Genomic DNA, 23,754 nt, shown 5'->3' with positions numbered 1-23,754 from the left:
CTACGTATAAAATTGGTTATTAAAAGAAGAAAACTGGGGAAGGTGTACCTGTAAAATTCCGTATCCCAGAATTATATGAAGCTGAATCGGCACCATATGGCTATGATATTGGTCATCCTTATTGGGATGACTAACTATGTTTATGCCCAAAAAAAACGAAAAGCAGAACTCAATGAGAATGCTTGGTTTATTGGAGCTAAAGGTGGTGTTAATATCTTTTTTGGGGATATTAAATATACAGAATACCTTCCAAACTTTAAATATAACGAACTTACTTTTGGCTATGGTTTTAACTTAGGAAAACAGTTTTCTCCTAAAACCTCATTAAAATTAGATGTTAACCTATCTAAACTGTCTGGAACAAAGAAAACCAATGCTCTAATTAGAACTTTTGATGCCAAGACTCAAGTTGCTACACTGAACTTGCAAGTGAATATTTTTGAGCTCTTTAATAGAAGGGCAAGGCTCAATAAACTCTCTGTTTGGGCTGAATTAGGAGTTGGAGGAATCCGATGGCAAAGCATTCTCTATAATTACGCAACTCAAGATACCATCAATCTCCTCCAATGGGGAACCAAGAAATATGAAACTTCAGTGGTGATACCAGTAGGCTTATATATGCGGTATTATCTCAATAAGAATTTTTCTGTTGATGCTCATTCCTCTTTATCTATTTCAGGCTCCGATTTCTTAGATGCCAAACCAGGAGGAATCGAATTTGATTATTATTGGTATACAGGCATTGGAATTAATTACCATTTTATGCTACAATCGGCTATTCGAAATGTACCATTAATGAATAAGAAGAAATCTAATGAAATTGAGTTATTGGATTATATGAGTCTTGATCCGTTTCAGGATCCAGAAGTAGATAGGATAACTAAAAAGGAAATGTTTCAAAAGGAAGCTGCGGAGTCTGAGAAAATAGTAATGTCAACTAATCCATATCGGGTAGAATTTTGGGTTCCAAGTCAAGCCAATCATAAAAAACTTCAAGTTTTAGTGAGCATTAAGAAACGTGGAATTACAGGGAATGGATATTTTAGAATGTCATTACCTTCTGGTTTCTATCCTGTTGCACCCAAGGTGAAAGAGGTGACCTATACAAGAATCGGATATAATTATGACTTCGATTTCTATCTTCCTATGAATAAAGATACCTTAAACATTCCTATAGAAATCAACATATCTGAAAGAGAAGATGGCACTTATCCTTTCTTTATTGAAGGAGAAGTGATGAATCAGGCCGGAAAGATGTTTTCCATTAAAAATGCGCAATATGTTCAAATTTCTTCAGGAGTCGATTATAATGATTTACCCATAGACCAGAGATCAGTTGAACCTAAAGCTGAAAGCGCAGACCCTGATTATATTGCACCGATTAATGTTACAGATAAATTGGAGGAGTCTACTGGAGATAAAACCTATAGAATTCAGATATTGGCTTGTAGGAAACCCAGTAATAGAGTAAACGAGTTTTTGAAAAAGCATCAGATAGAAAGAAAAGTGTATACCTATGAATCTGCTGGCTGGTGGCGTTATAGTATATATAATTTGGGCAGTATTAAAGAAGCTGAGAAGGCTTTATTGCTGGTAAGAAACAAGCACCTTATTAGAGAGGCTTTTATTGTTGAATTTGAAAATGGTGAACGTTCTGTTCCTGCCGAACAACCATCAAGAAGTATAACTACTTACCAAGATGAGACTGGTGAAACCAAGATGGCTAAATTATCACCTTACCAGAAAAAAAGCATAAGGCCACTAAATACCAAAAAGAAAAAAGATTCTGAAAAAGATATAAAAGAACCCAAGAAGCCTAGCTTCGAAGTGGTTTCTAATTATGATAATATTTCTGTTTACCGCATTGAAATTGCAGTATCTCCAGGCTATCCAATACCCTTACGACAGCTTCAAAATTGGGTAGCTAAAGAGAAAATTACAGAGTGGACGTATCGGGATGATTACAGGTACACCATTGGGAGGTTTGAAAACGAGCAGGTTGCAAGAGCCTTCCTAAAATACGTCCGCATGCAATTCGCACTACCCGATGCCCATCTGGTGGAAACTAAAGCTGGAAATTGGCTAAAGGTAGTGCGGTAACAGAAATTCTGTTTCCTAAGATATTCTTTTGGAATGTCTGTCCCTTTTTATGAATAATGAAATGAATTGAAGATGCTTGGGATTTCTATTTAGGCAAGCATTTTTAGTTTGTGACCGTATTAAAGTTTGTAATAAAAGGGCGTAATGCAACCACAAGACCTTGTAATCAAGGTAGTTATTAAGTGTTTTTTTTTTTTATGTTAAGTAGGATGCTTTCTAAATGAAATAGCCAAAATAATCTTGGGATAACAATTATTTGCTAGGTAAAATTGTAATGGCTTGAGAACGACGCTGGTACCTGTCACTCACTAAATCTCGTACTTCCAATGTTACCAACATAACTTTAGCATTATTAGTGGCATTATAAAAGGTCTCAATAGGATTTTTCTCAGTGGAGGTTTGACCATTTTCACCAAATGTCCAAATGTATTCTGCGCTATCTGCAATAATGGTTTCAGAGGAGTTGGTGAAAACAATCGTGACGGGGGCGGGTCCATCATTACCCGAATAGGAAAATGATGCAATGGGGTCGTTTAAACCAGCAGGAACTTCGATTTCTTTATCTGTATTAGAACAGGCATAGAAAATAAAAAGTGACATTATTGTAAGAAGAGCTGAGCCTATGGATTTTTTTAACATAGTAAAAGTTTTTAGCTGCCAAATATAAGTCGTTTTTTTTTCTTTTGAAATGTATATTAATTTATGATTTATTTTAAGGTTTTTATATTTTTGCTCGACTTTAAATAAGAATATTATAAATAAACGGAGAATGGAAAGCAAAAGGGACAATTACGAATCAAGAGAAGAATTGTATTCTAAGGCAGTAAGAGCTGGAAAGAGGACCTATTTTTTCGATGTGAAAGCCACTAAATCTGATGATAAGTACATAACAATCACAGAAAGTAAGAGACGCTTCGATAACGAAAGTGGTAAATTCTCCTATGAAAAGCATAAGCTTTTTCTTTTTAAAGAAGATTTTGAGAAGTTCCTAGATGGGTTTCAAAACGCGGTGAATTATATTAACGGTGAATTAATTACAGAAATTGAAGAGGATCATACCCTTGAAAAACTTAAAGAGGTAGATTTCGATAGTTTAGATAGCTGATAATAGTTTGCCTACAAATCTTTACCATAATCCTTTTATATGATTGTTGATATGCTTCTTTAGATCATTGTTGGGTCATGATAAAGCGTAAAATCTCCTAATTTTCATTGTTTGGTATAATAATATCGAAACATCACTGTTAACAAAAAAATAAAGTGGTTTCGGTTTAATATTGTAATTTTGTAGAAACATAAATCTATTCAATTTAATGGCTAAAATAATTTCTGTTGCCAATCAAAAAGGCGGGGTAGGTAAAACAACTACAGCTATCAATTTAGGTGCTGGTTTTGCTGTTTTAGAAAGAAAGACACTTATTATAGATGCAGATCCTCAGGCAAATGCCACTAGTGGATTAGGTATTGATCCTAAATCTGTGGAAACAAGTGTTTATGAGTGTATTATGGATAATATTGACCCTAAGACCATCATTACTTCAACAAGTACTCCTAATTTAGATATCATTCCTGCTCATATCGATTTGGTTGGAGCCGAAATAGAGATGATAAATATGCCCAATAGGGAGCAAATGCTTGCTAAAACATTAGAAAGCGTTAGAGAAGATTATGAATTTATCATTATCGATTGTTCTCCAAGTTTAGGCTTAGTGACCGTAAATGCACTTGTAGCCAGCGATTCGGTGATAATCCCGGTACAATGTGAGTATTTTGCACTCGAAGGACTTGGAAAACTTTTGAATACTATAAAAATTGTTCAGACTCGTTTAAACAATAATTTAGATATCGAAGGCATCCTCTTAACTATGTATGATAGCCGTTTGAGGTTATCAAAACAAGTGGTGAAAGAAGTTAAAACTCATTTTCAGAAAATGGTTTTTAAAACTTTGATTAATAGAAATATTAAATTAGGTGAAGCACCAAGTTTTGGTGAAACTGCTATTATGCATGATGCAACGAGTACTGGCGCTATAAATTATTTAAATTTAGCCCGTGAAATTTTACAGAAGAATAATATGACAGCAATGTCAAATCAAGATAAAAAATTATAGCGAATGAGTAAGAAGAGAGCATTAGGGAGAGGCTTAGATGCCATTTTATCTAGCCCTGATACGGATATCACATCGTCCGATATATCAGGTAATTATGTGGTTGGAGCTGTAGCAGAACTTGAACTAAGTAAAATAGAAACCAACCCTTTTCAACCTCGTTCCGAATTTGAAGAATTAGCTTTAGAAGAATTAGCTACCTCTATCAAAAAACAAGGAATCATTCAACCGATTACTGTCCGTAAATTAGGTTTTGATAAATACCAATTAATCTCTGGAGAGCGTAGATTTAGAGCTAGTAAAAAAGCTGGATTAACAACTATTGCAGCCTATATTCGAGTAGCCAATGACGAGCAAATGCTAGAAATGGCTTTGGTTGAAAATATTCAAAGAGAGAACCTTAACTCCATTGAAATCGGTATCAGTTATCAAAGGTTGATAGATGAATGTCAGATTACGCAAGAGGAACTAAGTAGACGAGTAGGTAAAAATCGCTCAACCATCACCAATTATATCCGTTTGTTAAAACTTCCTGCAGAAGTACAATTGGCTTTGAGATCTAACCAGATTTCTATGGGACATGCGCGAGCCCTAATAAATATTGACAATATTGGCTCGCAACTCAAGATTTTAGAGAAAGTTATTGAACAAGGGCTATCTGTTAGAGAAGTTGAGAAATTAGTGAAAGAACTAATAAATCCTTTAGCCAAACTCACTGAAAAAGTTCCTGTGGAATCTACTCCGGCTATGATTGAATATTCCAATAGAATTAGTCAGGTACTGGGAAGAGATATCCAGCTTAAACCCGGTAAAGAGGGAAAAGGTAAAATCTTAATCGATTTTGATTCAGAGGAAGAGTTGAGAAATTTAATGCTTATAATCTCAGGAGAAGATGCCTAATCGTTTTTCCAAAAGACTAATAAGAATAATGGGAGTAACAATAATGTTACTTCTTTTTCTATTTGGGGAAAGTTCATCAGTGATGGCACAAGAAACGGCTGACCTTCATCTTCATCAAGATACGGTATATCGCTATTTTCCTGCTCATTCTCCTGTGAAAGCTACTTGGATGTCGGCGGCTTTACCAGGTTTAGGGCAGTATTATAATGGGAAATATTGGAAGATTCCTATTATTTATGCTGGCTTTAGTACGATGGCATTTTTTGTTATTCAGAATAGATATGAGTATAATAGGTATAAAGAGGCTTATGCTATAAAAGTCGAATTGCCTGAAGGGCAGTCTTCTGATAATATTTTCGTAGAGAATTATTCACAGGCTGATTTATTGTCTCAAAGAGAGTATTACCAAAGTAGTTTGGAATTGAGTTATATCTTAACTGGAGTATTTTATATTTTACAAATCGTTGATGCTACCGTAGATGCTCACTTATATGATTATGATATTGATGATGATTTAAGCATACACTTTGAACCACAATTAGTACCAACTGAGTTTGGCCCTCGAGTGACTCCAGGAATAGGAATACGTTATAAACTAGCTGTAGATTAGAGATGAATAATTTAAAAATAGCATTGATTGGTTATGGTAGAATGGGTAAAGAAATCGAGAAGGTGGCTTTATCTAAAGAACATGTCATTCAAGCCAGAATTGATACCCTTGAAGATTGGGTGACACAAAAATCATTACTATTGAATTCTAATGTCGCCATAGATTTTAGTATTCCTGAAATTGCTATTTCTAACATGAAAAGGTGCCTGAAACTGAATATTCCTTTAGTTATTGGCACCACAGGATGGTATGAGCAAATGAATGAAATAGAGGATGAGGTTAACCTGAAAAATGGGAGTTTGCTCTGGGCTAGCAATTTTAGTCTTGGAGTTAATATCACCTTTCATTTCAATAAGTTATTGGCTAAAACTATGGCTCGATTCCCTGAGTATAAAGTCCATATTCACGAAATTCATCATACCCAAAAATTAGATGCCCCTTCAGGCACAGCTATCAGTTTAGCCAATGGGATAATTGACTCTAATGAACTTCTAGATACTTGGAAATTAGAGGAGAGTCACGAAATAGAATCTTCCTATTTACCTATTAGCCATGCACGAGAAGGACAAGTTCCGGGGACTCACGAGATTCGATACACCAGTGATATTGATGAAATTATGCTCCGACATGAAGCCAAAAATAGAAAAGGATTCGCCAGTGGAGCCGTTTTAGCAGCCGAGTGGTTGGTTGGAAAAAAAGGCTTCTATAATATGAGTGATGTCTTGGGTTTTGAGAGTTTATAGGTAACAGCTAAATGTGAATAGTTTGTTTCTCACATCTGTCATCCAATATCCGTCTTCTTATTATTTATAAACCATCTCCAAAACACTTGGTCTTTCCTGATAAACCTTAATTATTAATTCCCCAAATAGAGTATTGGCCCAGGCGAACCATGCTCTATTATAATCAGCGGGATCGTCTTTATGGAAGGCTTCGTGCATAAACCCAGTATCGGCATGGCTGTCTTTAAGCATTTGTAGGCAATGTATTATTTCTTGCTCATCTGTACTTGTCATCGCCCTTAGAATGAAACCCATGGGCCAGATTTTTTCCTTCCAAGTATGAGGACTGCCTTGTCCTTCGGCTACTGTTCCTTTTAAAAAATAAGGGTTATTATCGCTCAACAAAAATTGACGGGTTCTTTTATATAAAGCATCTTCAGGTTGATGGGCACCCAAATAGGCTAAAGACATGAGAGAAGGCACATTGGCATCATCCATAAATAATGCATTACCAAAACCATCCACTTCGTAAGCATATATTTTGCCAAAATCGAGATGTTCCAAAATGGCATATTTTCTTACAGCCGTTTCTACTTCTTCGGCAAAGTCAGCGCATTCTTTGGCAAATTCGGGCTCATTAAAAATATTAGAATAGATATCATTTAACTGATTTAGAGAAAGGATAGCAAAAATATTAGATGGGATGAGGAAAGGAAATAGCGTGGCATCATCCGATGGGCGAAATTGAGAGGCAATGAGTCCGACGGGCTTAACGGGTCTTCCTGTTCCATTAAAAATAGGTGCATCAATCATTTGATTGGTGGTTCTAGAAAAACGATAAGGAGAGGGCTCATCAATTAATTGCTCTGTTCTAAAAGTTTTTACAATCAACTTCATGGCTTCATCCTAAGAGTCATCAAAAATACTAGCATCCCCCGAAATTCTATGGTACTCATGTGAGAGTCTAATCACATAGCAAAGACTATCAATTTCCCATTTACGTTCATGAACTCCTGGTATAGGGTTTGGGTTATCGCTTTTCCAATGTGATTCTTTCTTTAAATCTTTATAAAAAGCATTGGCATAAGGGTCTTTTAATATACATTTTACTTGTCTGTTGATTAATCCTTTGATGAGTAGTCTGATTTTTTCATCTTTAGGAATTAATGGCATATAGGGCCAAACTTGAGCCGTAGAATCTCGAAGCCACATGGCATCAATATCTCCGGTGATGATGAAAGTATCTTCTTTTCCATCAATCATTTCAAAATCAACGGTAGTATCTAAGGTATTAGGATAGCAGTTTTCAAACATCCAGCCCAATTCTTCATCAGCTATTTTCGATTTTACCTCTGATAAAAGATCCTCCACAGCATCACTATGGTATGTTCTATCTGATATCATGGGCCTTTGGCTTGTGAAGCCTTTTGAGGAGCTCATAATGGAGGAATAACCGATATTTGGTAAGAAACTTAATGCGCCTAAGCTTAAACTCGTTTTGATGATGAAATTTCTTCTGTTCATAGTGATGGTTTTGAAAGCTTAAAAATATGCATTAAAATTGATTTATAGACTTATCTTTGTGTTATGGAAAACAAAAAAACAGCCATTGTTATTGGAGCTACAGGATTGGTAGGTGGACATCTTGTTAATCAGTTATTAGAGGAAGAAAAAATAGACAAAGTAATACTTTTTTTACGACGAAATACAGGTAAATCTCACCCCAAATTGGAAGAGCATGTAGTTGATTTTGATCACATATCTTCGTTTAAAGAAATGATTAAGGCTGACGTGGTATTTTCTTGTATGGGCACAACATTGAAAGCTGCCGGTAGTAAAGATGTGCAGTGGAAAATTGATTATACTTATCAATATGGAGTTGCCAAAGCAGCTAAAGAGAATGGTATCGATTCTTTTTTTTTAGTTTCCTCCTCAGGAGCCAATGCCAAATCAAAGATTTTTTATTCCCGAATGAAAGGCGAATTAGAAGAGGCTATAAAAGTATTGGACTTCTCTAACTTATATGTTTTTCAGCCTAGTGTATTGGTGGGTGAGCGATCTGAGAAAAGGAGTGGGGAGGAGTCAAGTGCGAAGGTAATTCGGGTTTTGTCAAAAATCATTCCTCCCATGAGAAAGTGGCGTCCCATAAAAGGTGAAGAAGTAGCTAGAGGAATGCTCAATGCTTATCTTAAGGAAGAAGATAAAGGTTTGAAAGTATTTGTGTTGGATGAAATATTTAAAGTGTAATTAAGCAGGAAGCAGGAAGACTATCCAAGGCCAGGGCCAAGGGCAAAAAGCTAATAGCCCTATTTAGAGTCTGTCCATAAAGTCAGGTGTTTGAACTATAAAGTTCAAGTCAAATAGTACATTTATTTTGTGTTCGTGAGCTCCTTTCAGTCGGTTCTAGGCTGTGAAGAATTCAAACCGCAGAATACTAGTGTATTTGAGGATTTGGATTTTGAGCAATAACGACGAAATTGGACTTTATAGACGAACGCTATTTATTCTTCTAAAGGAGCTTCAAAGGCTCGTACAGCTAATATTCTCCATTGCTGCGCTCTTTTTTCCATAAGAAAACTTCCTCTGTCGCAGTATATTCCTAATGCTTCGCCCTCCTCGTTTTTTCCTCCTTTATCACATGAGTTTACATTAATCCATGCTGCAGAATCTCCAATGAAACGGATAGATACCAACTCGAAGTAAATACTTCTTCCTTCCGGGAAATCTTTTAAATAACTAAAGCGGTCGCTAACGGCATCTTGTCCTTTTAACCATGGGGAACTTAGAACCACCAAATCAGCTTCTTCCCAAAATAAATCAGCTATCTTTTGAGAGGAATAGTCTCCTTTCTGATAAGCTTCGGGGAAATCCTTAAACACAATATCCATTACAGCGTTAGTGTCTGAAGCCATCGCTATTCTTTCTATTTTGAGCTCTGTGGTTTTAGGGCTTAAGTAGCTGTGTACTAAGATTCCGGCGAGGAATGATATGGTTATAATTAAGTATAGTGTTTTCTTTTGCATAATGACGCATTTAGTTTGGTCAAAGATAAAGAAAAAGCCCACATCCTTAGGTAAGATGTAGGCTCAAATTGTTATAGAATAGTTCTTTAAAAACTAGGTGTACCTAGAATTATAAGTTTTTATTGGCGAAATCCCAATTTACGATATCCCAATATCCTTCTACAAATTTAGGACGTGCATTTCTATGATCGATATAGTAGGCATGTTCCCAAACATCTAGGGTTAAAATAGGTTTGAAATCTGAGGTGACAGGAGTATCGGCATTTGCAAATGGTTTAATTTCTAATTTACCATCTTTATTAGCCACTAACCAAACCCAACCAGATCCAAATAATTTAACAGCAGAAGTTGAAAATTGTTCTTTGAAATTTTCAAAGCTGCCAAAATCACGGGTGATTAATCCAGCCACTTCTCCAGTTGGCTGTCCACCACTATTTGGTGAAAGACAATTCCAAAAGAAATCGTGGTTGAAATGCTGAGCAGCATTGTTGAAAATTCCAACTTGTCCATCTGCAGCACTCTTTTTGATCACTTCCTCTAAAGAAAGTTCAGCTAGAGCAGAATCTTTTACTAAGTTGTTTAAATTGGTAACGTAAGCGTTATGGTGTTTGCCATGATGATAATCGAAGCCTTCCTCACTAATATAGGAGCCAAACGCTTTTTTATCAAATGGTAATTCAGGTAATATATGCATGATTGTTTGTTTTAAGTTTACTAGGATACAAAAATAGCAAAGATTATTTAGAATTGTTCAAAATAAGAATTTTTTAACTATACAAATGAATAAGTGCTTTGTTGAAAGCGGGAGCACATTTGATTAGAATTCTAAGCTAATATAAGCTATCCACAAAATCATATATACTACTAAATAAAATCTATAGAACTTTTGAAATCTAACAAATTCAACTTCTTCTGAACTTGCTTTTTGAAATAGCGCTTTTAGTTCTTTTACAAATATGGGTTTAATATTAATGGTCCAGCTATCGGTTTGATAAACCCATTTTCTGAATTTACTTCTATAAATCCCAAGTGGAAATCCCCAAATTAGAAAGAGTAGAAACCATATGTTATCTAATATCCAATCCATAATTAACTTTTTGGGAGCCAAGGTATATAAGCGGGAGTTCTATTTATATAATTTTGATATTGTGGTTTTGTTTTACTTAAAGTTTTTTCTAATAAGGCTACACCAGATATCTTTACTAAAAGAAAATTCATTAAAACGGCACTGAGGATGGGCAGGTAACAAGCATTAGCTATTGAAAATAATGCAAATGCTATCCATTGAAAACCATCCCCAAAGTAGTTGGGATGACGAGTATACTTCCAAAAACCAGAACTAAGTACTTTCCCCTTATTATTGGGTTCTTTTTCAAATTTTGCTAATTGATAATCTCCACCTGCTTCAAAAGCGAAACCAATGAGCCAAATAACAGCCGCTGCATAATCAATAAAGTTTAATTCTTGGTTTATTCCAGATTGAGCTCCTAGAAGAGGAGCAGAAATGAGCCATAATAAAACACCTTGTAAAATAAAGGTTTGAAAGAAACTCACCCACCAGTATCTATGTGCCCCATAGTCCTGTCTGAATTTTTGATAGCGAAAATCTTCAGGTTTCCCCCAGTTCCTTTTGCCAATAAATAGCGATAAGCGCAGCCCCCAAATACTCACTAAAGTGGTGATTAAAATTTTGCGTTCTCCTAAACCTTCTGTTTGGAAAAAGTAAAACCAGACCAGTAGAACAAAACCAGCGCCCCAGAAAGCATCAACAATGCTGGCATTTTTCTTAATCACACTTATTACCCAAAGTATGGTCATAAATGCTTTAATAAGAGCTAAGCCTTGAAAATATATTGATTGAAAATCCATTATTTATTTGTTTAATGTATATTTATAATACTTAAACAAAAGTAATAAAGTTTCTGTAATGGTGAGATTTAGGTTTATTAAAAAGCTGTTAAAGGAAAGAGCTCTTTAACTAAGGGATGGTCGATATTTAATCTACATTCTTTTCATATTAAGCATGAAAAAGGAATCCATATATAGACAAAAGCTTCTTAACATTTGTGTTAAGAAGCTTTTGTTAGGCTGTTAACGCCCTAGAATAATTGAATAGACTAATTAAAACTCAATAGTTATCCCACCCATAACATTAATGGGTGCCATTGGGAAATATCCATCAATTACATCTCTTTCTCCACCATATTGGTAATTATAAACCCAGGCATAAGACTCATACTTTTCGCTAAGTACATTCTGAACATCTAAATGTAAACGAATAGTTTTGAAGAAACTTGTTGAAAACCCATAGCTAAACTTCAAATCATTTACAAAATAGGGGTCTATGCTATTATACTCATAGCTGGTATTGTCGATATATTGACGACTTACATATTTTGCCACCCACTGCATATCGAAATTCTTAAAAGGAGAATAGGTGATTATACTGTTGGCAATGGTATTTGGAGATAAGATAAGGTTGGTTTCTCCAAGAGCAACTTCTTCTTGTCCCCAAGTATCCCAATTGTCAATGAACATAGTGAAATCTTTAATCTTATTCTTGCTTAAAGCAAGGTTGAAATCCCAACGCAGTGGATCAATGATTTGAGCTCCCCCGCTTATTTCAATACCCATTCTATAACTCTTAGGAACATTGGTCATAATAGCTTCGCCAACACCATTGATTTTACCTGTAGCTACCAATTGATCTTTATAATTCATATAGAAGAAGTTTACATTGAAAGCAAAGGCTTGACTATTCACTCTCATTCCGGCTTCAATATCTTGTAATTGCTCTGGCTTAGGGTTATATCCTTCGTCAGCATCTTTATAATTGCTTCTGCTTGGCTCACGGTTGGCAATGGCAAAACTACCATATACCTTCATTAAATTACCAATATGACCAGTTATACCAACTTTAGGATTGATGAAATTGAAATCATGATTTTGGCTAATATCTCTTAAGTCATCATGAGTTCCTTTAATCTTGTAATCAATATGACGGTATTGTAGATCTCCAAAAGCAGAAAGAGAAGGAGTAATCATATAACTGGCTTTACCGTATATGTTAAAGTCTGTCTTTAAGCCATTATTATCATACCACTGATGGCGAATATCTCCATTACTAGCATATTGTGACCAAATGACTTGTCCATAATGGTCTCCATCATATTGGTTCCATCCAGCTCCTATATTGGCTTCCAATTTTCTGTCTTGGTAGTTTAAACTCAAATTGGCTCCATAATAATGATTATCCAACCATTTTCTTTGGATTAGGTCGGTTCTTGTGATGGTATCGCCGCCAATAACTACATCGTCTAATAAATAGTCCTCAAATTTTCTACCCTCTTTAGATTGCTCGTAAAACCCCTTTCCTCTGGTATAGAAAGCGGTAGCATTAAAGCCTAGTTTATCAGTAAAAGAGTGAGTATAATGTAATTGATAATAATCTTGTTGATAATCATCAACTTCATTATCATAGGTATAAGGATTATAGGTTCTGTTGGTGTCTAGGGAAGCTTTTGGCATTCCTCCCCAAGCTTGATAAGTAACTTCTTTACCAGTTAGAATCATAAATTTAAGCACATCTTTTTCTCCATAGTATCCTCCAGAGAAATATAAAGATTTTAAATCGGCAGAAGCACGGTCAATATAACCATCAGAATGAACTTTTGATAAACGACCATCAAATGCTAAATTGTTTTTTAATAAACCGGTTCCAAAACTCACTGTGTTTTTCATGGAATTATAAGAGCCAATACGACCATCATATTTAGCATAAGGCTGATCGTTTAGAGTGGTCGTTTGCATATTGATACTGGCACCAAAAGCCCCAGCTCCATTAGTAGACGTTCCAACCCCACGCTGAATTTGTATATTATCTAATGAAGAAGCCAAATCTGGAAGATCCACGAAATAAACAGAATGACTTTCTGCATCATTCATAGGAACACCATTCATGGTGATATTAATACGAGTCATGTCCGAACCACGAATTCTGAAGCCAGAATAGCCAATACCATTACCAGCATCTGATGTAGCCACTAGAGATGGACTGTTGTTAAGAATGAATGGCAAATCTTGACCATTGTTTCTGTTGTTAATTTCGGCTTTGTTTAAATTTTGAAAAGCAGAAGGAGCATTATCACTAACTCTATTAGCAAAGACAACTACTTCTTCACCCACCAAGCCTTCTTTTAGATTTACTGAAATATGAGAATCATCAGCAAGCTCTAAAGTTTCTTTATAGGTTTGATAACCCACAAAGCTAACTTTAACCTCATAAGTTCCTGTTGCGATATTGTTAAAAGCAAAGGCACCTCTATTATCGGTCACCATCTGAAAACTCTGGATTCCATTAATTTGAATGTGTGCACCAACTAAAGGTGCGCCTGATTCATCATCAGCCACTTGGCCACTCATTTTAATTTGAGAAAATAAAACCATTGGAGCAATGATTCCTAAAATAACTAATAATTGTTTAAACATTTTATTGATTTTGAATGAATTATTAAAAACCAATAGAGTGGTATTGATACTTAATTCCCTCCGCCAGCATTACCTGGATCAGGTTTTAAGAGTGTGTTCTCAGCCCGTAGTATTAAGGCACCTCTATTGTTATTATCGCTGCAAAGGTAGAATTTTTTAATGAATAGAAGTGTTTTTAGATGTTTTTAGGTCTTGACATGAAATATATTGATAGTATATATTTAAAAGTATTATTTTTGGAAGATGTTAGATAGATTTAAATTCATTTTGTTTTTCCTGATGCTGATAGGCATGGGACTTATTTTATTTTTCTATAATTACGAAAGAGATATGAAGTCTTTTTATGAAGGTAAGGATCTGAACCTTAGTTTTGAAGGGAAGAAAGAATTGACTGAACCGAAGCTTGTGTTTATGAAAGATATTATAAGAGCAGCACAATATTCTAATTATCAGATTAACAAGGACAGATCTATTTTAAAAAAAATCAACATTGCTTTTAATAAAAGTAGTTCATTAACAAAGTATCAGATCATAAAAATTGAAAAAATCCTCAAAAAATATGATTTTAAAGAGGAAATTGATCATACAGAACCTTCACAAGTAGCTTTAATCATAGATAAATTGATGTTAAAAGTTCAGATGGTGCCTGTGCGTTTGGCAATAGCTCAAGCTATTATTGAATCAGCATGGGGCGAATCTCGTTTTGCCAAAGAGGGGCATGCCTATTTTGGTATTCATTGTTATGAAGAGGGCTGTGGTATGAAATTCGGTAAGGATGATCAAAAAGTTTTCGTTAAAACCTACCCCAATCTTCAATCTTCTGTGGATGGATATATGTTTTTCCTAAATACAAAAAAAGGCACGAATGGGTTTCGTAAAGCACGTCAGCACTATTATAGCACAGATGATAAAGATTTAATCATTCTAGCAGAAAGCTTAAATTCCTATAGTGAAATAGGAGGGGAGTATCAGAAGATCATCAATAGCCTTTTTAAGAATTATATTCCTAATGAAATAGCTGATTATTAGTAAATCGAAAAACAGATTGCATAATATATGCTTCTTTTCAAATTCTACCGATGTTGAAATGACCTTTATTTTAAAATCAATAAGAATGCATCATTTCCTACTGGCATTACTTGAATCTATGTGACTGATAATCCATGCTTTTTCTTTATATTTATAAAATTTACAACCTTGATTTTCATCGCTATAAATTCAAGCTAAAAATCCTATCTTTGCAGCCCAAAATTTAAAAGCATGACATTAGAAATACAACTCGTAGAAAAAGCGCAATTAGCACTAAAAGAACTATATGGCCAAGATATTGAAGCCAAACAAATTCCCGTTCAACAAACTCGTAAGGACTTAGAAGGTGATTTCACCATTGTTGTTTTTGGTTTTACCAGATTATCGAAAAAATCTCCAGAGCAAACGGCTGAGGAATTAGGCCAAAAAATGCTAGCTGCTGAGCCTTTTATCGATAGCTTTAATGTGATTAAAGGATTTTTAAATTTTGTGATAAAGGATGATTATTATCTCAATATCTTAGAGAATATTGTAAATGCTCAAAAGTATGGATTTACTCCCATGGATGAAAAAGATGTTCTGGTTTTAGAATATTCTTCTCCAAATACTAATAAGCCTTTGCATTTAGGACATATTAGAAATAACCTCTTAGGTTGGTCGGTAGCTGAATTGCTTAAAGCCAATGGTAAGAATGTGAAAAAAGTGAACCTGATCAACGATAGAGGTATTCATATTTGTAAGTCTATGTTGGCTTGGCAAAAATGGGGTGAAAATAAAACTCCTGAATCAACAGATACCAAAGGAGATAAATTTGTTGGCGATTATTATGTGCTTTTCGACCAAAAATATAAAGTAGAAATCAAAACTTTAGTAGAGAGTGGAATAGAGGAGGATGTGGCCAAAAAGCAAGCTCCTCTAATGCTAGAAGCTCAAGAAATGTTACTGAAATGGGAAGCTGGAGATAAAAAAGTTTACGAGCTATGGACTAGAATGAACCAATGGGTTTATGATGGTTTTGATATTACTTATGCCAATATGGGTGTTGACTTCGATAAAGTTTATCATGAATCAGAAACCTATCTCTTAGGAAAGAAATTAGTGGAGGAGGGCCTAGAAAAGGGTATTCTCTTTAAAAAGGAAAATGGCTCCGTTTGGTGTGATTTAACAGATGAGGGGATGGATGAGAAGTTATTGCTTCGTGCGGATGGAACTTCTGTATATATGACACAAGACCTTGGAACGGCGCAATTACGACAAGAGGACTATAGCCCTAATGAGATGATTTATGTGGTAGGAAATGAACAGAACTATCATTTCGATGTTTTAAAGATTGTACTTCAGAAATTAAGTAAAGAATGGGCAAAAAATATTCATCACCTTTCTTATGGTATGGTAGAGCTTCCTCATGGTAAAATGAAGTCGAGAGAAGGAACTGTAGTAGATGCCGACGATTTAATGCAAGAAATGTATGATACGGCTAAAGCAACCACTGAGGAACTTGGCAAAATAGAAGATTTTACTATTGAAGAAGCTGCTGAACTATATAAAACAGTGAGTTTAGGAGCTTTAAAGTATTTTATATTAAAAGTAGATCCTAAAAAACAGATGATGTTTAATCCTGCAGAATCTATTGATTTTAATGGAAATACAGGGCCTTTTATTCAGTATACTTATGCTCGTATCCAATCTATTATTCGTAAGGCTCACGAGAATGGTATTTCTGCCCACTATAATGGTAACCTAAAATTAGAGGCTAAAGAAAAAGCTTTAGTAAAACATTTAGGAAATTATACAGCTGCCATAAAACAAGCTGGGGAACATTATAGTCCCAGTATGGTAGCAAATTATATTTTCGAATTGGTAAAAGAATACAATAAATTCTATCAGGAGCATTCTATTATGAAAGAAGAGGATACCAATAAACAAGCTTTTAGAGTCGAGTTATCCAAGCAAGTTGCGGGAGTTATTGCAAGTGGAATGTCGATATTAGGTATCCAAGTTCCTAATAGAATGTAATTTTTTAAAAAAAATACCAATTGTAATTAGCAGATATATAGTCTTTTAGTTTGTTAATATTTAAAAAGGGGAGAAATAATTGGTCAAAATACTTGACAAAATCTGATTTATGTGTATCTTTGTCAAGAATCGAGATAGATAATTGGTAAATGCAAAGTCAACGAGTTCTTCGTTGGCTTTTTTTTATGTCAATATTTAATCACTTACTTTTATAGTGTATATTCTTTTCCGGAATAAAAATTGATAAAATTGTTCACGTAAAGATTTTTTTTCTTACCTTTGTTAGTGAATCGAGATAGATAATTGGTAAATGCAAAGTCAACGAGTTCTTCGTTGGCTTTTTTTATGTCTCAATTTCCTTTGGTTTTTTCAATGTAAATAATTTTTAGAAAAAAAAGTTTAAAAATATTTGACTTTAGGTTGGCAATATTGTATTTTTGTCAATGAATCGAGATAGATAATTGGTAAATGCAAAGTCAGCGAGTTCTTCGCTGGCTTTTTTTTATGTCCGGTATTTATGGATAGAGTATTGATCTACATTAATTTATTTTGTTTCGGTTGATAATGTAAATTGAATTGAAAGCTTTCAATGTTACAGGCTTAACAGAGAAATAATGTTTTTGAAAAAAAAATAATTCAATTCCAATTATTTTAATATTTTTGCTACATCATTTATAGATAGATGATAAATACAGAAATGCCAACGAGTTCTTCGTTGGCATTTTTTATATCAAAACAAAAGGATTTGTTTACTCCTTATAATAAACACGCTTCACGCGCTGCGAAATGCCAGTCAGTATTTCATAGGGGATAGTTTGACCAATATTGGCCATTTCTCTAATTTTTTTCTGGTTGTCGAAAACAATAACTTCATCACCTTCTTGGCAGTCTAAATCAGATACATCGAGCATGCACATATCCATGCAAACATTTCCAATAATAGGGCAGGGTTTTTCATTGACCATCATGGCAAATTTACCATTACCTAGAAAACGATGAACACCATCTGCATACCCAATGGCCACTGTAGCAACTTGCATTTCTCGTTCAGCTATAAATGCTCTTTCGTAGCCAACACTCTCGCCTCTTTGGATAGTTTTTATTTGAGTGATACAGGTTTTTAGTCTATTAATATTCTTTAGATTTTTTTCCTCCTCAGGAAAAGGAGATAAACCATACAATCCCAGTCCTAATCTCACCATATCCATTTGGTATTCAGCGAACTTTGTGATTCCAGCCGAGTTAAGAATATGTCTTAATAATTCTTGTTCACAACTTTGTTGTATCTGAGCGGCTAAATAATTAAATTTTTCAAATTGCTGTCTACTAAACTCTTCTAACTCAGAATTGTCACTACCTGCCAAGTGACTAAAAACAGATTGAGGTAGCAAAAGATTATTCATTTGAATGCGCTTGATTAGTGCTCCCAAATCTTTTTCTTCAAAGCCGAGGCGATTCATTCCTGTATCCAATTTAATATGGATTTTAACAGGTTTGTCTTTCGGATGAATTGCCTTCTGTATACAACTCTCCAATGCATTTAAAATATTGAAACTGTAGATTTCTGGCTCTAGATCGTGTTTTAAAATACTATCCATGCTTTCTTCATCAGGGCTCATCACCATAATGGGCAAGCTGATGCCAGCTTTTCTCAATTCTACTCCCTCATCAGCGTATGCCACTGCCAAATAATCAGCTCTATGGTACTGCATTAGGTTGGCAATTTCATAGCTACCACTGCCATAGGAAAAGGCTTTCACCATCAACATGACTTTGGTGTCTTTTTCTAATTTCGATCTAAAATAGTTAAAATTAGAAATCATATGGTCCATATTGATTTCCAATACTGTTTGGTGGGTTTGCTGCTGCAGGGCTTTGCTGATCTGTTCGAATTCAAAATAGCGTGCACCCTTTAAAAGAATGCTCTCATTCTTAAATGAGGAAAAGCTAAACTGATTCAGAAATTCCTTAGTATTTTGAAAGAAATGTTTTTCAATTTTAAATTTATCAGCGTATTTTCTGATGGCTGATCCTATTCCAATAAATCGGGTAATATTCTTTTTTTCGATCAGTTGTCCGATTTCACTGTATAAATCCAATTCATTCTTTCCGCTTTGTAAGATATCAGATAAAATGAGGGTGTTTTGTTGATGTTGATTCTGTTGTTCTAGAAAATCGAGTGCAATTTTTAAAGAATTGATATCAGAATTATAGCTATCGTTAATAATACTACAATTATTAATTCCTTCATTTAACTCTAGCCTCATAGCAATAGGAGCCAGACCTAACATCTTCTCTGAAATCACATCAGCTTCATATCCCAATAAAAGTAGAAGACACCAAACCTGAATAGCATTTTCTATTGAGGCATCATCAATAAATAATATTTCTATGGAGATTTCTTTCTCCTTATAAATAGCTTTAATGGTAGAATGCTGCTGTGATTTCTCTACCTTTGTGATGCGAACATCAGCATAGCTTTCCATGCTCCAGGTAAATGATTTTATTTGCTCTAATAATTCAGAACGAATAAGAACCTCTTGAATCCTCTTTTGATCTGGAGAATATATGAGAGTATCTACTTTGGTGAAAAGTTTTAGTTTTTCACCAGCTTTATGAGTATTGTTGATAAAGTTTTCACCATGTGCCTCACCAATATTAGTAAAGATACCGATAGTGGGTTGTATGATTTTTTGGAGATTATTCATTTCTTCAGGTTCCGAAATACCTGCTTCAATAATAGCCATTTCATGATGTGGTTTCATTTGCCAAACACTCAACGGGACCCCAATTTGACTATTATAGCTTTTGGGACTACGATGGATGCTCTTGTCACCCTGTAGAACTTGGTAAATCCACTCCTTCACTATGGTTTTACCATTACTGCCAGTAATGGCTAATACTGGGTAATCCATTTGCAAACGATGATAAGCACTTAAGGCTTGAAGTGCTTTTAGCGTATCCTTAACCAGAATATAATTGGCATTAACCAAGTATTCAAATTGGTCTGGAATTTCACTAACTACAAAACTTCTTAAACCACGTTTATATAGGTTTTTAATATATTTATGTCCGTCGTTTCTCTTACTTTTAAGAGCAAAGAAAATACTACTATTGGCATTTATGAGTTTTCTACTGTCGATTAATAATTCATAAATAATTGTATCATCATCACAACTGCTGTGTAATTCTCCTTTAACTATTTGGTTTATTAAGGAGATGGAATAGTTCAATTCCTTCATTTATATGCTTAAGCCTCCTATGCTTTCGTCTGGTTGACTAGGTAATGCAGAAATATCTTCATCTTTACTATGCTTATCTACTGATTTTTGAGTTTTTAGCGGGTTTTTACCATAATAATCATTTGTCTTTCTGTTTTGAATTATATCTGAGGCTAAATAAATAGCTTCTCTTAAACTACTTTCAGATGCTTTATTTTGATTTACCAAATCTAAAGCAGTACCATGGGCAGGTGAGGTACGGACAATAGGAAGCCCTGCAGTGAAATTCACTCCATCTTTAAATGAAAGTGTTTTGAAAGGTATGAGTCCCTGATCGTGATACATGGCTAATACAGCATCAAATTTTTGATAATTATTGGAAGCGAAAAATCCGTCTGCGGCATAAGGCCCATAAACTAACATTCCTTCTTTTTGTGCTTTTTCAATAGCTGGAATAATAATCTCTTGTTCTTCTTTACCAATTAAACCACCATCAGAAGCGTGTGGGTTTAATCCCAGTACTGCAATTTTAGGCCCTCTAACACCAAAATCATAAATCATAGACTTATGCATGACTCTAAGTTTTGAAAGAATCAATTCAATGGTGATGGATTGTGCCACTTCTTTTATTGGAATATGACCTGTAACGACACCAATTCTAAGCGAATTAGAAACCAATAGCATAATATAATCTTTAGTCTCAAATTTATCAGCTAAATAATCGGTATGGCCAGCATAATTAAACTGCTCTGATTGTATATTGTTTTTATCGATTGGGGCAGTTACCAAGGCTTGAATATAGCCTTTCTGCAAATCTCCAACAGCTCTTTCTAAAGCCAAATAGGCTAATTCACCAGCTTCTTTTGTACTTTTCCCTGGTTCAATATTTATTTCTTTATCACTAATGTTTATCAGATTATACTTTTTGATATTGGTACGATCTGTCCTTTTAATGATATTGAAATTAGTTTTTGGTAAGTCCATGGAGTTCTGATAAAAATTGGCCACTTTTAATGAACCATAAAGGATACAGTTATAAAGCTCATTCATTCGCTTGTCTTCCAGAGCTTTAAGAATGATTTCATAATTGATTCCATTGATGTCTCCATGACTGATTCCTATACTAGGGCGAGGATCCTTCGCTTGTCTTTTCTCCATGCTTTTTGTTTTGTGCAAATATACAAGATTGTTGGAATTTCACTTGTTTTTAGCCTCCTCATTTCAGTGTATTTTGCAATTGATTTCATTCTTTTAACATTTGTATATTTACACAAAATATTTTCATATGATTTTAAAAGGACAAATTGTTGACATAATAAGCCGAAAGATTTTTAAAGGCGAATTACATATCATTGATAATAAGATTTCTAAGATTATTCCCAACGATTCTATCACCGAGACTAATTATATCTTACCAGGATTGGTGGATGCTCACATTCATGTAGAAAGTAGTATGTTGATACCATCTGAGTTTGCTCGCTTGGCAACAGCACACGGAACAGTAGCCACAGTTAGTGACCCCCATGAGATTGCCAATGTGATGGGTATTGAAGGAGTGAATTTTATGATTGAGAATGGAAAACAGGTTCCATTTAAGTTCTATTTTGGAGCGCCTAGTTGCGTTCCTGCCACTACTTTCGAGACTAGTGGTGCAAGTATCGATAGCCAGCAAATAGGTGATTTGTTAGCAAGAGATGATATTAAATATCTTTCTGAAATGATGAACTTCCCTGGCGTTTTATTTAATGATAAAGAAGTTTGGGCCAAGATAAATGCGGCCAAGAAATATGGTAAACCTATTGATGGTCATGCTCCTGGATTAAAAGGTGAAGATGCCGCTAAATATGTGGGTGCCGGAATTACTACCGATCATGAGTGCTTTACCATCGAGGAAGCCATTGATAAAATAAAGAGTGGCATGTTTGTTCAAATTAGAGAAGGTAGTGCAGCGAAAAATTATGAAAGCCTTTCTTCATTAATTGATAGTCATCCTGATTTTGTGATGTTGTGTTCCGACGATAAGCATCCCAATGATCTAGAAAAAGGACATGTAAACCAGGTTATTAAGCGAGCATTGGCTGATGGATACGATTTTATGAATATTCTTCAAGCTTGTATTTTAAATCCTGTACGACATTATAAATTAGATATTGGCCTATTGCAAGTAGGGAATGCTGCTGATATGATATTGGTCGATAATTTGAATGATTTTACTATCTTGAAAACTTTTGTAGATGGTAAATTAGTAGCTGAGAATGGTAAGACTTTGATTGAGAGTATCTCTGTTAAACCTATCAATAAGTTTCATGTAAATGAGATTAAGCCCGAAGATTTGTATATATCCAATACAGGGAATACAATAAAGGTTATGCAAGCTATGGATGGAGAATTAATTACTAATAAAATAGAATATACTCCTCCAAAAGAATCTTCAGGAATTATTAGTGATACCAAAGCCGATGTGCTCAAAATAATGGTACTAAATCGTTATCAAAAATCGAAACCTGCCATTGGGTTTATTCAAGGTTTTGGGTTTACAAGAGGAGCGATAGCATCGAGTGTGGCCCACGATAGTCATAATATTGTAGCCATCGGAATTACTGATGAGGAAATGGTAAAAGCAGTAAATTTAGTAAATGAGTCGGAAGGTGGAGTGAGCTGGGTAGATGGAGATCGAACAGCAGTTTTGGAGCTTCCCGTTGCAGGTATTATGTCACATATGGATGGATATCAGGTAGCTGAAAAATATGAACAATTGGATCAATTGGCTAAATCTCTCGGAACGAAGCTAAATGCACCATATATGACTCTGTCTTTTATGGCTTTGTTGGTGATTCCAGAATTAAAACTCTCCGACAAAGGACTGTTTGATGGAAGTACATTTAGTTTAACAACTTTGGAGGTTTAATACATTTTTCCTGGCTTATCACTTTATTAGAATGGTTATAAACTAGACACTGTGAATTTGGTATTGAAATGCTTTTATTAAATTTGCGGCCTCATAAATGTTAAATGCCGCATGAATAAAATTGATTTTGATTTAGAACATCTTGAGAAAGCAGCCGCTAGGTTAAAAGCGATGGCTCACCCTGTTCGTATTGCTATTATTGAAATGTTAGATGAAAATGGTCCTTTGTGCGTAAGCGAAGTTTTTTGTAAATTAGATATCGAACAAGCCAGCGCATCTCATCACCTAAATATTTTAAAGAATAGAAATATCTTAAAATCAGAAAGAACCGGTAAACACATTATTTATAGTTTAAATAATGAAATTATTGGAGAGATGGTTCAATGTTTGAATCGTTGTCATTAAATGGATTTTTTTTTTCTTATCATTTAACTTTTAATTGACTTTTCCAAGCTATTTAATGATGATAAAGTTAAAACAATGAAATATCAATATAAAATAATAGGGTTACCCATTTAAGTCTCGTGTAATTTAATCGAAGCGTAAGCAATCGGTTTATGCTCTACGCATCTCTGAATGATTTTATCTAAAATTGATTGGCGATGATTCCTTCTGTTAAATCTAAAGAA

At 34.6% G+C, this 23,754-nt stretch carries 19 protein-coding genes, 1 pseudogene and 1 riboswitch; of the genes and pseudogenes, 11 read left to right on the top strand and 9 right to left on the bottom strand.

Annotated features, from left to right (window positions below):
• Positions 1-96: 96 nt before the first annotated feature.
• On the top strand, positions 97-2,100 hold the full coding sequence (locus HNS40_RS10520) for a hypothetical protein (protein ID WP_172280537.1): 2,004 nt from the start codon (positions 97-99) through the stop codon (positions 2,098-2,100).
• A gap of 252 nt (positions 2,101-2,352) precedes the next feature.
• On the opposite strand, the gene HNS40_RS10515 is transcribed toward HNS40_RS10520, so the two are convergent.
• Positions 2,353-2,739, bottom strand: coding sequence for a PKD domain-containing protein (locus HNS40_RS10515; RefSeq protein ID WP_172280535.1), 387 nt, complete (start codon positions 2,737-2,739; stop codon positions 2,353-2,355).
• A gap of 130 nt (positions 2,740-2,869) precedes the next feature.
• On the opposite strand from HNS40_RS10515, the gene HNS40_RS10510 reads away from it, so the two are divergent.
• The 5 genes from HNS40_RS10510 (at position 2,870) to dapB (ending at position 6,461) form a co-directional block, all read left to right on the top strand.
• On the top strand, positions 2,870-3,205 hold the full coding sequence (locus HNS40_RS10510; protein ID WP_172280533.1) for a DUF3276 family protein: 336 nt from the start codon (positions 2,870-2,872) through the stop codon (positions 3,203-3,205).
• A 208-nt stretch (positions 3,206-3,413) separates the two neighbouring features.
• A complete protein-coding gene (locus HNS40_RS10505; RefSeq protein WP_172280531.1) occupies positions 3,414-4,211 on the top strand; it encodes a ParA family protein in 798 nt (265 codons plus the stop codon).
• A 3-nt stretch (positions 4,212-4,214) separates the two neighbouring features.
• Entirely contained in the window at positions 4,215-5,108 is an 894-nt protein-coding gene (locus tag HNS40_RS10500; protein ID WP_172280529.1) for a ParB/RepB/Spo0J family partition protein, read from the top strand.
• 28 nt (positions 5,109-5,136) lie between these two features.
• Positions 5,137-5,718: a DUF5683 domain-containing protein gene (locus HNS40_RS10495; RefSeq protein WP_172280527.1), complete on the top strand. Its 582-nt coding sequence runs from the start codon at positions 5,137-5,139 to the stop codon at positions 5,716-5,718.
• Between the two features lie 2 nt (positions 5,719-5,720).
• A complete protein-coding gene (gene dapB / locus HNS40_RS10490) occupies positions 5,721-6,461 on the top strand; it encodes a 4-hydroxy-tetrahydrodipicolinate reductase (RefSeq protein ID WP_172280525.1) in 741 nt (246 codons plus the stop codon).
• A 60-nt stretch (positions 6,462-6,521) separates the two neighbouring features.
• Here the strand turns inward: dapB and HNS40_RS10485 are convergent.
• Positions 6,522-7,964, bottom strand: a pseudogene (locus HNS40_RS10485) (glycoside hydrolase family 125 protein).
• A gap of 63 nt (positions 7,965-8,027) precedes the next feature.
• On the opposite strand from HNS40_RS10485, the gene HNS40_RS10480 reads away from it, so the two are divergent.
• The gene (locus HNS40_RS10480) at positions 8,028-8,687 is read left to right on the top strand and encodes an NAD(P)H-binding protein (protein WP_172280523.1); all 660 of its coding nucleotides are present in this window, start codon (positions 8,028-8,030) and stop codon (positions 8,685-8,687) included.
• 254 nt (positions 8,688-8,941) lie between these two features.
• Here HNS40_RS10480 and HNS40_RS10475 read toward each other — a convergent pair whose 3' ends face one another.
• From HNS40_RS10475 to HNS40_RS10455, 5 genes are all read right to left on the bottom strand, one after another.
• On the bottom strand, positions 8,942-9,463 hold the full coding sequence (locus tag HNS40_RS10475) for a hypothetical protein (protein WP_172280520.1): 522 nt from the start codon (positions 9,461-9,463) through the stop codon (positions 8,942-8,944).
• Between the two features lie 109 nt (positions 9,464-9,572).
• Positions 9,573-10,157, bottom strand: coding sequence for a superoxide dismutase (locus HNS40_RS10470; protein ID WP_216663690.1), 585 nt, complete (start codon positions 10,155-10,157; stop codon positions 9,573-9,575).
• Positions 10,158-10,280: 123 nt separating this feature from the next.
• A complete protein-coding gene (locus tag HNS40_RS10465; protein ID WP_172280518.1) occupies positions 10,281-10,550 on the bottom strand; it encodes a hypothetical protein in 270 nt (89 codons plus the stop codon).
• Between the two features lie 2 nt (positions 10,551-10,552).
• Positions 10,553-11,332: a DUF1295 domain-containing protein gene (locus HNS40_RS10460; protein WP_172280516.1), complete on the bottom strand. Its 780-nt coding sequence runs from the start codon at positions 11,330-11,332 to the stop codon at positions 10,553-10,555.
• 252 nt (positions 11,333-11,584) lie between these two features.
• A complete protein-coding gene (locus HNS40_RS10455) occupies positions 11,585-13,951 on the bottom strand; it encodes a TonB-dependent receptor (RefSeq protein WP_172280514.1) in 2,367 nt (788 codons plus the stop codon).
• Positions 13,952-13,989: 38 nt separating this feature from the next.
• A riboswitch (TPP riboswitch) is annotated at positions 13,990-14,086 on the bottom strand.
• Positions 14,087-14,362: 276 nt separating this feature from the next.
• On the opposite strand from HNS40_RS10455, the gene HNS40_RS10450 reads away from it, so the two are divergent.
• Both HNS40_RS10450 and argS read left to right on the top strand, forming a co-directional pair.
• Entirely contained in the window at positions 14,363-14,980 is a 618-nt protein-coding gene (locus HNS40_RS10450; protein WP_172280512.1) for a glucosaminidase domain-containing protein, read from the top strand.
• A gap of 231 nt (positions 14,981-15,211) precedes the next feature.
• Positions 15,212-16,996, top strand: coding sequence for an arginine--tRNA ligase (gene argS, locus HNS40_RS10445; RefSeq protein ID WP_172280510.1), 1,785 nt, complete (start codon positions 15,212-15,214; stop codon positions 16,994-16,996).
• Positions 16,997-17,745: 749 nt separating this feature from the next.
• Here argS and HNS40_RS10440 read toward each other — a convergent pair.
• Positions 17,746-20,238, bottom strand: coding sequence for a bifunctional UDP-N-acetylmuramoyl-tripeptide:D-alanyl-D-alanine ligase/alanine racemase (locus HNS40_RS10440; protein ID WP_172280508.1), 2,493 nt, complete (start codon positions 20,236-20,238; stop codon positions 17,746-17,748).
• Positions 20,239-21,375: a 4-hydroxythreonine-4-phosphate dehydrogenase PdxA gene (gene pdxA / locus HNS40_RS10435; protein ID WP_172280505.1), complete on the bottom strand. Its 1,137-nt coding sequence runs from the start codon at positions 21,373-21,375 to the stop codon at positions 20,239-20,241.
• A gap of 127 nt (positions 21,376-21,502) precedes the next feature.
• Here pdxA and ade point away from each other — a divergent pair, with 127 nt between their 5' ends.
• Positions 21,503-23,125, top strand: coding sequence for an adenine deaminase (gene ade / locus HNS40_RS10430; protein ID WP_172280503.1), 1,623 nt, complete (start codon positions 21,503-21,505; stop codon positions 23,123-23,125).
• 111 nt (positions 23,126-23,236) lie between these two features.
• Complete coding sequence (locus HNS40_RS10425; protein ID WP_172280501.1) at positions 23,237-23,530, top strand: helix-turn-helix transcriptional regulator; 294 nt, start codon at positions 23,237-23,239, stop codon at positions 23,528-23,530.
• Positions 23,531-23,754 lie beyond the last annotated feature (224 nt).

Source organism: Lentimicrobium sp. S6 (genome assembly GCF_013166635.1).
Classification (GTDB): domain Bacteria; phylum Bacteroidota; class Bacteroidia; order Bacteroidales; family UBA12170; genus UBA12170.
This window is presented reverse-complemented; position numbering and strand designations above follow the sequence as displayed.